Consider the following 13,058-nt stretch of genomic DNA (forward strand, 5'->3'; position numbering starts at 1 on the left):
CGCTATTTGCCACCCGCTTGCGCAGACGATTGGGTGGCAAAGGTAATCTGGCTCAGACCCGAGCGCCGCGCCGCCTCCATGACGGTGACGACCGCTTGGTGCTTCGCGCTGGCGTCAGCGCTGATGATCACCACGGTGTCTTTGCCGGCTGTGGCGCCTTCGGTCAGCGCAATCGCAAGGTTCTCCAGACTGCGCCCTGGCACAGGAAGCCGGTTGACAGTGTAGGCGCCATCGGCGCTGACCGTCACGATCAGTTCTTTGGGGTAATCCCGCTGCGCGTCGGTATCGGCCACGGGGAGCTTGAGCTGCATTTCCGTGAACTTGCTGTAAGTGGTCGACAGCATCAGGAAAATCAGCACCACCAGCAAGACATCGATAAACGGAATCAGGTTGATCTCGGGTTCGTCCCGGGTACGAGGGCGAAAATTCATGGCGTTATTTGCGAAATACCTTCAGATGGCGTGCCAACCGTTCGGCAGACAATTCGAGCGTCATCAAATAGGCATCCACTTGCCCGCGGAAATACCGCCAGAAGATCAATGAAGGAATCGCCACAATCAGGCCAAAAGCGGTGTTGTATAAGGCGATCGAAATGCCGTGTGCAAGTTGGGCAGGGTTGCCGCCCGTGGTTCCGCCGGGAGCCTGCGAGCCGAAGATCTCGATCATGCCCACAACGGTTCCGAAAAGCCCCATGAGCGGCGCGGCCGATGCAATTGTTGCCAGGGCGCTGAGGTAATGCTCCAGCCGGTGTGCCACAACGCGACCCGACCCTTCCATGGTGGCCCGCAGATCTTCTTCGCTGCAACGGGGGTCGGTATTGAGGGCGCGCAACCCACTGGCAAGCACTTCCCCGAGAGCAGAGTTCTTTTCCAGTTGAGAAACAACGTCCGGCCCAGGAACCCCCGTCCGGGTCACACTCAACACTTCCTCCAGAAGTCGTGGGGGGGCAATCTTGGCAGTCTTGAGGCTGATGAAGCGCTCAATAACGATGGCCAATGCCAGTATGGAACAGGCGATAAGAGGCCAGATTGGCCAGCCAGCGGCTTGTATGATGGAAAACAAATAGTCACTCCGGGCAATTGAAATGCTTCGCGATTATGGCGCACCCTCGCAGACTCGCGGCACAACAGAAGTTGGGGTCAACTTTGTGCAAAACTCGAAGCAAAGCCCGCGGCAGGCCGCGCCAGAGAGCGGATTTGACCTATTGATGACTAATTCAGCATTTTGAAGGCCCAATGATTTCAACAACTTGTTACGAAAATGGTGCGCATGGCTGACCTTGGCACGTTTGCATCTCCGACGCGTATCTGGCAGGTGGGCGCGCTGTGTCGAGCCATTGCCGACGCGATGGATGCCCGCTTCAATCCGGTTACCGTTGGTGGGGAAATCACCGGTTTTTCACGTGCAGCCAGCGGGCACTGCTATTTTTCTATCAAAGATGAGAGCGGGCAGATTCGCTGTGCCATGTTCAGGCGGGCCGCTGGCCTGCTGGATTTTGTGCCGCGCGATGGGGATCGGGTGGAAGTACGGGGTCGCCTGGGCGTTTACGAGCCCAGGGGCGAACTTCAACTGGTTGTCGAGAGCATGCGCACTGCGGGGCAGGGTACGCTGTTCGAGCAGTTTTTCAAGCTCAAGGCAAAACTAGAGCAAGAAGGCTTGTTTGATGCGAGCCGCAAACGGCCGCTACCGGTCATGCCACGGGGAATCGGCCTTGTGACGTCATTGGGCGCTGCTGCTCTGCATGACGTGGTGACAGCCCTGCAAAGGCGGGTACCGCACATTCCGGTGGTGCTCGCTGCTGCATCGGTTCAGGGTGAGAATGCACCGCGCGAAATAATGCAGGCGCTTGCAGACCTTTTTGAGTGCACACAAGCGCCCGCCAAAGGGCGACCCGTTCAGGTCGACGTCATTCTCCTAGTGCGCGGTGGTGGCGCCATGGAAGACCTGTGGGCCTTTAATGACGAGGCCTTGGCCCGCATGATTGCGCGCAGTCCCGTACCAGTGGTTTGTGGCGTCGGCCATGAAACCGACTTCACCATTGCTGATTTTGTTGCTGACCTGAGGGCTCCCACACCAACAGCGGCAGCGGAATTGGTGTCGGAGTCCATGCAGACCTGGCTAGGCGTAACCGCAAACCTCGAACAACGAATGCGGGACGCCTTGGTGCGATACCTGGATCAGCAGGCACAACGCCTGGATATGGCCACCACGCGCTTGGGGCGGCCCTCGTCGTTGGCCGGTCGGCAGCATTTGAAACTGGCATCGGCAGAGCAGCAGATGCGCCATGCCCTGCGAACGGCCCTTCAGTTCAGGCAGAGTGAAATTGCACGATGGCAGCAGGAGTGGCCCTCTTCGACAGGCCGCGCGTTGCAGCGCCAGCGCGATAGGGCCGTCCGGGCGGAGCTGCGTCTGGGATTGCTGGACCCTTCACTCGTGCTCAAACGGGGCTACGCCTGGCTGACTTTGGAGGATGGAGGGGGCCTGAGCAGTGCGAGGCAGGCGCAAGCAGGGCAACGGGTGCGCGCTACCCTTGCGGATGGTACGGTCGACTTGGCGGTCATCAGCTCCGACACGATTTAGTTTCTACAATCAACCCCTTAATGCAACCATCTGGAGGATTTCATGGAACACACTTTGCCCGCACTGCCGTATGCCATCGATGCATTGGCACCCGCCTATTCCCAAGAGACTTTGGAATTCCACCATGGCAAGCACCACAATGCCTACGTGGTTAACCTCAACAACCTGCAGAAAGGTACTGAGTTTGAGAGCATGCCCCTGGAAGAAATCATCAAGAAATCCAGTGGTGGCATTTACAACAACTCAGCGCAAATCTGGAATCACACTTTTTTCTGGAGCTGCATGAAACCTGCAGGCGGCGGTGAGCCCACCGGCGCGCTGGCAGCGGCCATTAATGCGAAGTGGGGCAGCTATGCAGCTTTCAAGGAAGCCTTCGTCAAGTCAGCGGTCGGCAATTTCGGTTCCGGCTGGACCTGGTTGGTCAAGAAGGCGGATGGGTCAGTGGATATTGTCAATATGGGCGCCGCAGGCACGCCGCTGACCACTGCTGACAAAGCGCTTTTGACTGTGGACGTGTGGGAACACGCCTACTACATTGACTACCGCAACATGCGTCCGAAATTTGTGGAAGCATTCCTGGAGAAGCTGGTGAACTGGAGCTTTGCGGAAGCCAATTTCGCCTGAAGACTCTTGGGCTTCACAAAAAAACCGGCTTTTAGCCGGTTTTTTTTATGGATTGAATGGTCGGCCAGAAATTCGGGTTCCTGCTTTGAACCCTTTTTTCGCAAACCAGCCCTGGTTCATTTCCAGTACGTACCGGACAGGCTTGGCAGAGCAATGCGATTCTGTGGTTTGCGGCTTCATGTCTTCCAGATTGACGATGGTGCCGTCGTCCGCGACGAATGCTGCTGTCAAGGGCAGAAGGGTGTTCTTCATCCAGAAGCATTGGCGACTTGGACTTTGAAAAGCGAAAAGCATGCCTTCGTGCTGTGGCATTTCCTTTCGGTACATCAGTCCTATGGCGTGTTGTTCGGGGGTCAGTGCGACCTGTGCGTCAATCAGGTGAATTCCAACAGACAGGGTGGTACGCTGCAAAGCAGTTTGAGGTTCACCTTGTGCGAACGCACCAAGGGTCGAAAGTGTCAGCGCAGCTAGCAAGGCATTGATCAGAATTTTCATGACTTTATTGTGGACCAGCAATTAAAAATGCCCGCGTGAGCGGGCATTCATACCAACAATGACGAAATTAATTCGTCACAGCTGCTTTCTTGGCTTTCTTGGCTTTCTTGGCTTTCTTCGCTTTCTTAACGACGGCCTTTTCTTTTTTCATCTCTTTAGCGGCTGGTGCAGCGGCTGGTGCAGCCTGGACCGCTGGCGCCACTGGTGCGGCTGGAGCTGCGGCTTGGGCAAATGCACCAACGGAAAAGAGACCAGCGACCAAAGCGGCAAGAAGTTTGTTCATTATCGAAATTCCTAAAAATAAATGAGAGATTGCAGATACCAATACTTCCAGATTCAGAAGACGTTTCCACAACGTCTATCGTAAACGCTCGAGTTGACAGAATCGAGTAATTTTTTAGGGATAAAATTTGAAATACTTCCAGAAGCGCTGCAAACGACTTTTGTCAGGTAGTTCAGATTCCTAAAATCCACGGAGACCTCTTCCCATGTACCAGCACATTAAAGTCCCTGCCGAAGGCCACAAGATCACCGTCAACGCGGATATGTCCTTGAATGTGCCCGATCAGCCGATCATTCCCTTTATCGAAGGTGACGGAACCGGGCTCGATATCACGCCTGTGATGTTGAAGGTTGTGGACGCGGCTGTAGCCAAAGCCTACGGCGGCAAGAAGAAAATTCACTGGATGGAAGTCTATGCCGGGGAGAAGTCCACCAATGTTTATGGACCCGACGTGTGGTTGCCTGAAGAGACCCTGCACGCACTGCGTGACTATGTCGTGTCGATCAAGGGCCCACTGACAACGCCGGTTGGTGGCGGAATTCGGTCCTTGAATGTGGCTCTGCGCCAGGAGTTGGACCTTTACGTCTGCCTGCGTCCAATCCAGTATTTCGACGGTGTGCCCAGCCCGGTGAAAGAGCCACAGAAGACCAATATGGTGATTTTTCGCGAGAACTCGGAAGATATCTATGCTGGTATCGAGTTCGAAGCCGAAAGCGACAAAGCCAAGAAGCTCATCAAGTTTTTGCAAGAGGAAATGGGCGTCACGAAGATCCGCTTCCCCAACACATCGGGTATCGGTATCAAGCCAGTTTCCCGTGAGGGAACCGAGCGTCTGGTGCGCAAGGCCATTCAGTACACCATTGACAATGACAAACCCAGCCTGACCATTGTTCACAAGGGCAACATCATGAAGTACACCGAAGGTGGCTTTCGTGATTGGGCATATGCACTGGCACAAAAGGAATTCGGCGCTGAGCTCATCGATGGCGGACCATGGTGCAAGTTCAAGAACCCCAAAACGGGCAAGGACATCATCGTCAAGGACAGCATTGCCGATGCCTTCCTGCAACAGATTCTTTTGCGTCCCGCAGAGTACAGCGTCATTGCGACCCTGAATTTGAATGGTGACTATGTGTCCGACGCACTGGCCGCACAAGTTGGTGGCATCGGTATTGCTCCGGGTGCCAATCTGTCTGACTCTGTGGCATGTTTCGAGGCTACACACGGTACCGCGCCAAAATACGCGGGCAAGGACTATGTGAATCCAGGATCGGAGATCCTTTCTGCTGAAATGATGCTGCGTCACATGGGTTGGCTCGAAGCGGCGGACCTGATCATCAGCTCCATGAAGAAGTCAATCAATAGTAAGAAAGTGACTTACGACTTTGCACGTCTCATGGAAGGTGCAACGCAAGTCAGCTGTTCCGGTTTCGGTCAAGTGATGATCGACCACATGTAATGCTGTGAATGAAGTGGGGTGATCCATTGGGTCGCCAAGCTCGTCACGCTTTTAAACCGCCGGACGCTCCACGAGCCGCTGGCGGTTTTTTTATTTATGGTTTTGGGTTGAATCTGCGACATGCGACACCAATTCACTGTGTCGGCGCACAGATTTGAGTCGACCGATAGAATTGATTCATGGCTACAAATATTCCGAAGACTCCCCCCGTACCACCAGTCCGTCAGCCAGACCAGGACGAGAGCAACTCTGTGGTTCTGGAGCGCCGAACCGAGCGCGTTCAGCCACCCCAGATGTACCAGGTGGTCATGCTGAACGATGATTACACCCCCATGGAGTTTGTGGTGGTGGTGATACAGGAGTTCTTTGGCAAGGATCTGGAGTCGGCAACACAGATCATGCTGAAAATTCACCTGGATGGCAAAGCCGTCTGTGGTGTGTATTCCAAAGATGTCGCGGTAACCAAGGTGGATCAGGTGCTGGAAGCAGCGCACAAGGCCGGTCACCCACTTAAATGCATTTGTGAGCCAGTTGATTTTTAGCTGATTAACCACAGCTACTGACTGAGGTTCGAAAACGGTTTACAGTTATTCATCAAAGCAAGGCAAAAAGGAAAGCACATGATTGCCCAAGAATTGGAAGTCAGCCTGCATATGGCGTTTGTGGAAGCGCGCCAGCAGCGCCACGAGTTCATTACCGTGGAGCATTTGCTCCTCGCTTTGCTCGATAACCCGAGTGCGGCAGAGGTTCTGCGTGCCTGTTCGGCAAATATTGACGACTTGCGCAAGTCGCTGTCCAACTTCATCAAGGACAACACCCCTCAGGTGGCTGGCAGTGATGATGTAGATACCCAGCCAACGTTGGGGTTTCAGCGGGTGATTCAGCGTGCCATCATGCACGTGCAGTCCACTGGAAGCGGGAAAAAAGAAGTAACCGGTGCCAACGTTCTCGTCGCCATTTTTGGCGAGAAGGATTCGCATGCCGTGTATTACCTGCACCAGCAGGGCGTTACACGTCTTGACGTTGTCAATTTCATTGCCCACGGCATCAAGAAAAGTGACCCGCCAGAGTCTGCAAAGGCCAGCGAAAGCCCTGCAGAAAATGAAGAGGGCGGCGGTGACAAGAACGAGAAGAGTTCGCCGCTGGAGCAGTTCACCCAGAATTTGAACCAGCTCGCCAAAGACGGAAAAATCGATCCGCTGATTGGCCGGGAATATGAGGTCGAGCGCGTTATCCAGATTCTGTGCCGCCGGCGCAAGAACAATCCTTTGCTGGTGGGCGAAGCCGGCGTGGGCAAAACCGCTATTGCTGAGGGCTTGGCTTGGCGTATTACGCAAGGCGATGTGCCTGAAATTCTGGCGGAGGCTGTGGTCTATTCGCTCGATATGGGCGCCTTGCTGGCGGGTACAAAATACCGCGGGGATTTTGAACAGCGACTCAAGGGTGTTTTGAAGTCCCTGAAGGACAAACCCAATGCTGTTCTTTTCATTGACGAAATTCACACCCTGATTGGCGCAGGCGCCGCATCCGGTGGAACGCTGGACGCATCCAATTTGTTGAAGCCAGGGCTCAGTTCCGGCCAATTGAAATGCATCGGTGCAACCACTTTCACCGAGTACCGTGGGATCTTTGAGAAAGATGCGGCTTTGTCCCGTCGATTCCAGAAGGTCGACGTGGTCGAGCCGACAGTTGAGCAGACTGTCGACATTTTGAAAGGGCTCAAATCCCGTTTCGAAGAGCACCACAACGTGAAGTACGCCCTGGCCGCTCTGCAGGCTGCAGCAGAACTCAGCGCGAAGTACATCAATGATCGGCATTTGCCGGACAAAGCCATTGACGTGATTGATGAGGCGGGTGCCGCGCAACGCATTTTGCCGCCAAGCAAACGCAAGAAGATCATCAGCAAGGCTGAGGTGGAAGAGATTGTGGCCAAGATTGCCCGCATCCCCGCCGCCAATGTCTCCAATGATGACCGCAGCAAGCTCAAGACGCTTGAGCGTGATTTGCGCAATGTCGTGTTTGGCCAGGACAAGGCCTTGGACGTATTGGCCTCTGCCGTCAAGATGGCGCGCTCGGGCTTGGGCAAAGGTGACAAGCCTATTGGTTCCTTCCTGTTCAGCGGTCCCACCGGTGTTGGCAAGACAGAGGCCGCCAAACAGTTGGCCTACATCATGGGCATTGACCTGATCCGCTTTGATATGAGCGAGTACATGGAGCAGCACGCGGTAAGTCGATTGATTGGCGCGCCTCCGGGCTACGTGGGATTCGATCAGGGTGGTCTTTTGACGGAAGCCATCACAAAGAAGCCGCATTGCGTACTGCTGCTCGACGAGATCGAAAAGGCGCACCCAGCGATTTTCAACGTCTTGCTTCAAGTCATGGACCATGGCACGCTGACCGACAACAATGGTCGAAAAGCTGATTTCCGAAACGTGATCATTGTCATGACCACGAATGCGGGCGCGGAGACCATGAACAAGGCGAGCATTGGTTTTACCAATCCGCGTGAGGCGGGGGATGAGGCTGCTGATATCAAGCGTCTGTTCACGCCCGAGTTCCGCAATCGGCTGGATGCCATCGTCAGCTTCAAGGCGCTGGATGAAAATGTCATTCTGCGCGTGGTGGACAAGTTCCTGCTGCAGCTGGAAACCCAGTTGGCAGAGAAGAAGGTGGACGTCACCTTTACCGACAAGCTGCGCAAACACCTCGCCAAGAAGGGTTTTGACCCGCTGATGGGTGCACGTCCGATGCAACGGCTGATTCAGGACACTATTCGCCGCGCCTTGGCTGATGAATTGCTGTTTGGTCGCCTCACCGAAGGCGGGCGTTTGACGGTGGATCTGGACGACAAGGATGAAAGCAAGACCGAAGTATTGCTGGACATCCAGCCTTTGCCGAAAAAGGAAGGCAAGTCCAAACCAGAAGAAGCCACCGCCAGTTGATGACGACGCAACGTTAACGTGAGAAAAGGGCTCAGTTCGTCGAGAACTGAGCCCTTATTGCTTCTACCCGGTTGCGATTCACATTGAAGTCTTTTTGACCCAAGCGGCTGGACGAGCGGACCTGAATGACCCCCGCGGAGCGGTCAAACCAGAACTCGACGTCATCGGTGAACTTGAGGAGTTGTGTGCTACTTTGCGCGTACAGGTAACCGGGTTCATGGGTAATCAGCACGGTCCGATCCGAGTTTTTCAGAATGTCGGCAATTCTGGCCATGGCTTTTTCTCCGTCACCGGTGAACTGCAATGGCGCAATGCGCGCGTAGTCTTTTTGTGGATGGTCTGGATAGAGGTCAGCTTGGCTTGTCACGCTGTTGGGGGTGCGTGATGGTGGCTTGAGTCGACCATCATGAACGCCGAGGTCTTTGGGCGCCGGACCACTAAGCAGGCCAATTTGTCCCGCCATTACCAATGCGGCAGACACGCTGACGACAAACAGGGCAATGAACCAAAGGATCCGCATATTATTTGAATCCTACTCGGTCCAACATCTGCTGTACTTTGACCTGGTTCATACCCACCACGCTGATCGGAATCGTCTCGCTTTTGAAACTGCCTCCCGTCATGGCCTGGAGCGCCGGGTTGCTGATCTTTACGCCTTTCGCCGCAGGCCACTCGTTGTTACCGTTGGCAAAGTGGTCCTGAGCCGGTGCGCTGGCAAGGTACTCCAGAAACTTGACCGCATTGACGGGATTCTTGGCATTTTTCGCAACCGCTCCACCGGCGATGTTCACGTGAGTTCCCCATGTTGCCTGGTTGGGGAAGACCACGCCTACCCGCTCAATTACAGCCTGATCTTCCGGTGTCTGGGATCGCATGAGGCGAGCCAGGTAGTAGGTGTTGGTCACTGCAATGGCGCATTCACCGGACGCTACTGCCTTGATCTGGTCGGTGTCACCGCCTTTGGGGGAGCGCGCCATGTTAGCCACCATACCGCGTAGCCACTGTTCTGCTGCCGCGTCGCCCAGATGCTCCGTGACGGCCCCAAACAGGGAAAGGTTGTAGGGGTGTGACCCGGAGCGGATGCATAATTTGCCCTTGTTTTTCGGATCTCCCAGCTCCTCGTATGTGTCAACGTCTGCTTTGTTCACTTTGGCTTTGTTGTACACAATGACACGGGCGCGGGTCGAAAAGCCAAACCAGGGTGTTTCTCCGGCAGGCGTTGCCTTGCCTCGCAGCTGGACGGGTATCGCGTCGTCCAGCACCTTGGATTTGATGGGCTGGAATAGCCCGTCGATCTCTCCGCGCCACAGGCGGCTGGCGTCCACCAGAAGAATGACGTCGGCAGGGGACGCGGTGCCCTCTGCCTTCAAACGGGCGAGAATGCCGGCATCGTCCGCATCGACGCGGTTCAGTCTGATTCCGGTTGCCTTGGTGAAGTTGGAGTAAAGCGCTTCGTCCGTAGGATAGTGGCGTGCAGAATAGATATTCAAAACCTGTTCGTCTGCTAAAGCCCCTGTGCTGGCAATGCAGAGAAAGGACGCGATGGAAACGATTTTTTTCATCATGTTTGGCTATTGGGTGGTGCGTTGATCGGTAGGCGGATCATATAACAAACGCGAATCATTCGCAATTAAGCTTTCGTTGGCATTTTAAAATTGGTCTTCATGAAGTATTTTTCTTTTTTGGTTTGTGCGGTCGTTTTGGCGGGATGCTCAACGGCTCCCAAGGATGTGAGCCCGCCCGATATACCGGTCGTGGCACCCATAACGGTTCCCGTTGTAGCCGTCAAGATCCCGCCTCGCATTGGGCTCGCGCTGGGCGGGGGTGCCGCCAGGGGGTTCGCGCACGTTGGTGTGATCCAGATACTGGAAGAAGCGGGGATCCGTCCGACGCTGGTCACGGGAACGTCTGCCGGCAGCCTGGTTGCCGCCATCTATGCGAGTGGAAAAAACGGAAAGCAATTGCAGCACGTTGCCGAGACCATGGAAGAGGTGACCATCGCTGACTGGACGCTGCCGTTATTCAACAGTGGCATGTTTCGGGGTGACGCTTTGGCAAAGTATGTCAACGGTCAAGTGAGCGCGCGCCTGATTCAAGATATGCCATTGCCCCTGGGCATCGTGGCCACTGATCTCAACAGTGGACAAAGCATGCTGTTCCAGCGCGGCGATACCGGCACGGCCGTGCGTGCGTCGAGCGCAGTTCCTGCGGTATTCCAGCCAGTCAAGATCTCCGGGCGTGATTATGTGGATGGAGGGCTGGTGTCGCCAGTGCCGGTGCGCGCTGCCCGGAAAATGGGCGCCGAGTTGGTGATTGCGGTGGACATTTCGAGTCCGCCCGACAGTAATCTGGCAGGCGGAACCTTGGACGTTTTGCTGCAGACCTTTTCCATTATGGGCAGCAGCATCAACAGTTTCGAACTCAAGGACGCTGATGTGGTTGTGCGCCCGGTATTGACCGGAATATCGAGTTCAGACTTCAGCGCCCGTAAACGCTCCATCGAGGCGGGCCGCCAGGCCATGCTGCAAATGCTGCCCCAGTTGCGATTGGCAATTGCCTCCAAAACACACTGATGGTTCGACGGGGCCAAAAAAAAGGCCCCGTCTTGCAACGAGGCCTTAAGGGATCCCTGAACCTGAAGGTTTCGAAAGGATCCGAGGAGACAACCAGTTGGGAAGTTATTCATTTCCCGATGGGGCAATTATCTCAGGGTTTTCCCTTGCTTGTTAGAGTCATCGCTCCTAAAACCCGTTCTTGCCAAGAAATTAACGCTTCTTGGCAACTTGTTTCGTTGCATTGGACGCTGTGGAGGCCACCGCATTGAAGTTGGCTTCAGCCACTTCAGTTGCTTGTTTGACGGCTTTTTGCACGGATTCCAGAGCGTTGTTGGCAGCAGCGACCGTGCTCTTCATGATAGCAACAGCGGCTTCGGAGCCAGCGGGTGCGTTTTTGGCAGCGTTGTCAACCAAGCCCATGAATTGCTTCTGTGCATCGGCTGCCTGGCCTTCAATGTTCTTGCTGAATTCGGCAGTCGCACCGTTGGCGATGTCGTACAGGTGACGGCTGTAGGCAGCGGTTTTTTCAGCCAAAGGCTGGAACAGGCCGGATTGCAGGGCCAGCAGTTCTTGCGCGTCTTTGACGCTCAGCATAGATTGGGTGTGTGCATTGGCTTCAGACAGGGCTGCTTTGGAAGCAGTCAGGTTGAGCTCAACCAGCTTCTCAACGCCTTCAAAAGCCTTGGTGGTCAAGCCAAACAGGGTTTCGAAGTTTGCTTTGTGGGAAGCCATCAATTGTTCTACGGTCATCATTTTCAAATCTCCAGAGGTTAAGGTGAATACTATGTGCTCTGAACCTGGCCAATCGCCATGTGTATGTTGCAGTGCAGCATGACTAAATTATAGGACGATGTAGCAGTTCTGCAAGCAAAATTTGCTGCATTGCAACAATCTCTTGCATTTTTTCTCAAACAACGGTTCTGTCATCAAGGGGTCATGCGCGCGAAGGCGGCCAACCCGGGGCTGGCAAAATCGGTGCATGCAGCAAGCCCAAAATCCCAAGCCCGTGCCAGAGCCACGCAGTGCGTACCGCGCGTTTCGCCCCATTACCACCCGCTGGATGGACAACGATGCCTATGGGCATGTGAACAACGTGGTGTACTACAGCTGGTTTGATACCGCTGTGAACGCTTATCTCATTGAGCACGGTGCCCTGGACATCCATGCAGGGGAGACGATCGGGCTGGTGATTGAAACCCATTGCAACTACTTTGCATCGCTGGCGTTTCCACAGACGGTTCAAGTGGGCATTCGGGTGGCGCGGCTGGGAACCTCCAGCGTGCGCTACGAAGTGGGTATTTTTGGCGACTCGGACCTGACCGCCGCCAAAGGACATTTCGTCCATGTTTACGTAGACAAGATAACGCGCAGGCCAGTGCCCTTGCCTGCACAACTCAAAACGGTTTTGGAGACCCTGTTATGACTTCTTCGGTAGTGGATGCGGCGATCACCTCGCGCATGTCAGCGCGTGCTTTTACCAGTCAACCCGTTGCACGGGATCTGATCGAGCAGATTTTGCAGGTCGCCAGTCGCGCACCTTCGGGCACCAACTGCCAGCCGTGGAAGGTCTATGTGCTGCAGGGTGCCAGCCGCAATGCACTGGTGGACCAGGTGTGCGCCACGCATGATGCGATGCGCGCCGACCCCGCCCTGGCGGCCGAGTACACCGAAGAGTACGACTACTACCCGCAAAAATGGGTCAGCCCCTACATAGACCGTCGCCGTGAAAATGGCTGGGGCCTCTACGGCTTGCTGGGCATTGGCAAGGCGGACAAGGACAAGATGCACGCCCAGCACCAGCGCAACTACCGTTTTTTTGATGCGCCGGTGGGGCTGATGTTCACCGTGGACCGGGTCATGGGCCGGGGCTCACTGGTGGATTACGGAGCGTTCCTGCAAAGCATCATGGTGTCGGCGCGGGGCCACGGGCTGCACACCTGTCCGCAGGCGGCCTGGAACAGCTTCTCGAAAATCATCCTGCCGCATGTGGGTGCAGGCCCTGACGAAATGCTGGTGTGCGGCATGGCGCTGGGTTATGCCGACGCGTCAGACGTGGTCAACACCTTTCACACACCGCGTGTGCCCGTGCAGGATTTCACCACCTGGCTTGAATAAGTGGG

General features: G+C 55.1%; 15 protein-coding genes. 8 read left to right on the top strand and 7 right to left on the bottom strand.

The annotated features are described in order from the left end of the window. Positions 1-2: 2 nt before the first annotated feature. Together AC097W_RS04140 and AC097W_RS04145 are read right to left on the bottom strand one after the other, a co-directional pair. Complete coding sequence (locus AC097W_RS04140) at positions 3-431, bottom strand: ExbD/TolR family protein (protein WP_479601039.1); 429 nt, start codon at positions 429-431, stop codon at positions 3-5. A gap of 4 nt (positions 432-435) precedes the next feature. Further along, positions 436-1,062, bottom strand: coding sequence for a MotA/TolQ/ExbB proton channel family protein (locus AC097W_RS04145; protein WP_479601040.1), 627 nt, complete (start codon positions 1,060-1,062; stop codon positions 436-438). 207 nt (positions 1,063-1,269) lie between these two features. On the opposite strand from AC097W_RS04145, the gene xseA reads away from it, so the two are divergent. Further along, positions 1,270-2,580, top strand: a complete 1,311-nt coding sequence (gene xseA / locus AC097W_RS04150) for an exodeoxyribonuclease VII large subunit (RefSeq protein ID WP_479601041.1) — start codon at positions 1,270-1,272, stop codon at positions 2,578-2,580. A 42-nt stretch (positions 2,581-2,622) separates the two neighbouring features. Next, positions 2,623-3,204, top strand: a complete 582-nt coding sequence (locus AC097W_RS04155; protein WP_479601042.1) for a superoxide dismutase — start codon at positions 2,623-2,625, stop codon at positions 3,202-3,204. Between the two features lie 45 nt (positions 3,205-3,249). Here AC097W_RS04155 and AC097W_RS04160 read toward each other — a convergent pair whose 3' ends face one another. Next, a complete protein-coding gene (locus tag AC097W_RS04160) occupies positions 3,250-3,699 on the bottom strand; it encodes a DUF192 domain-containing protein (protein ID WP_479601043.1) in 450 nt (149 codons plus the stop codon). A 67-nt stretch (positions 3,700-3,766) separates the two neighbouring features. Beyond that, the gene (locus tag AC097W_RS04165) at positions 3,767-4,054 is read right to left on the bottom strand and encodes a signal peptidase (RefSeq protein WP_479601044.1); all 288 of its coding nucleotides are present in this window, start codon (positions 4,052-4,054) and stop codon (positions 3,767-3,769) included. Positions 4,055-4,187: 133 nt separating this feature from the next. Between AC097W_RS04165 and icd the strand changes: the two genes are divergently transcribed. From icd to clpA, 3 genes are all read left to right on the top strand, one after another. After that, positions 4,188-5,441 carry an NADP-dependent isocitrate dehydrogenase gene (gene icd / locus AC097W_RS04170; RefSeq protein WP_479601045.1) on the top strand — a complete coding sequence of 418 codons (1,254 nt, stop codon included), beginning with the start codon at positions 4,188-4,190 and terminating at the stop codon, positions 5,439-5,441. A 179-nt stretch (positions 5,442-5,620) separates the two neighbouring features. Then, positions 5,621-5,983: an ATP-dependent Clp protease adapter ClpS gene (gene clpS, locus AC097W_RS04175; protein ID WP_479601046.1), complete on the top strand. Its 363-nt coding sequence runs from the start codon at positions 5,621-5,623 to the stop codon at positions 5,981-5,983. Positions 5,984-6,061: 78 nt separating this feature from the next. Next, positions 6,062-8,383 carry an ATP-dependent Clp protease ATP-binding subunit ClpA gene (gene clpA / locus AC097W_RS04180; protein ID WP_479601047.1) on the top strand — a complete coding sequence of 774 codons (2,322 nt, stop codon included), beginning with the start codon at positions 6,062-6,064 and terminating at the stop codon, positions 8,381-8,383. A 31-nt stretch (positions 8,384-8,414) separates the two neighbouring features. On the opposite strand, the gene AC097W_RS04185 is transcribed toward clpA, so the two are convergent. Continuing rightward, the gene (locus AC097W_RS04185) at positions 8,415-8,903 is read right to left on the bottom strand and encodes a DUF1499 domain-containing protein (protein ID WP_479601048.1); all 489 of its coding nucleotides are present in this window, start codon (positions 8,901-8,903) and stop codon (positions 8,415-8,417) included. Between the two features lies 1 nt (position 8,904). Further along, positions 8,905-9,948, bottom strand: coding sequence for an extracellular solute-binding protein (locus AC097W_RS04190; protein WP_479601049.1), 1,044 nt, complete (start codon positions 9,946-9,948; stop codon positions 8,905-8,907). 99 nt (positions 9,949-10,047) lie between these two features. On the opposite strand from AC097W_RS04190, the gene AC097W_RS04195 reads away from it, so the two are divergent. Beyond that, positions 10,048-10,956: a patatin-like phospholipase family protein gene (locus AC097W_RS04195; protein WP_479601050.1), complete on the top strand. Its 909-nt coding sequence runs from the start codon at positions 10,048-10,050 to the stop codon at positions 10,954-10,956. 192 nt (positions 10,957-11,148) lie between these two features. On the opposite strand, the gene AC097W_RS04200 is transcribed toward AC097W_RS04195, so the two are convergent. Beyond that, complete coding sequence (locus AC097W_RS04200; RefSeq protein ID WP_479601051.1) at positions 11,149-11,691, bottom strand: phasin family protein; 543 nt, start codon at positions 11,689-11,691, stop codon at positions 11,149-11,151. Between the two features lie 226 nt (positions 11,692-11,917). Here AC097W_RS04200 and AC097W_RS04205 point away from each other — a divergent pair, with 226 nt between their 5' ends. Both AC097W_RS04205 and AC097W_RS04210 read left to right on the top strand, forming a co-directional pair. Then, positions 11,918-12,361 (top strand): acyl-CoA thioesterase, encoded by a 444-nt coding sequence (locus AC097W_RS04205; RefSeq protein WP_479601052.1) that lies wholly within the window; start codon positions 11,918-11,920, stop codon positions 12,359-12,361. Beyond that, positions 12,358-13,053, top strand: a complete 696-nt coding sequence (locus tag AC097W_RS04210; RefSeq protein ID WP_479601053.1) for a nitroreductase — start codon at positions 12,358-12,360, stop codon at positions 13,051-13,053. The genes AC097W_RS04205 and AC097W_RS04210 overlap by 4 nt, the downstream gene beginning before the upstream one ends. Positions 13,054-13,058: the final 5 nt, after the last annotated feature.

The sequence above is a fragment of the Rhodoferax sp. GT1R46 genome, assembly GCF_056521285.1.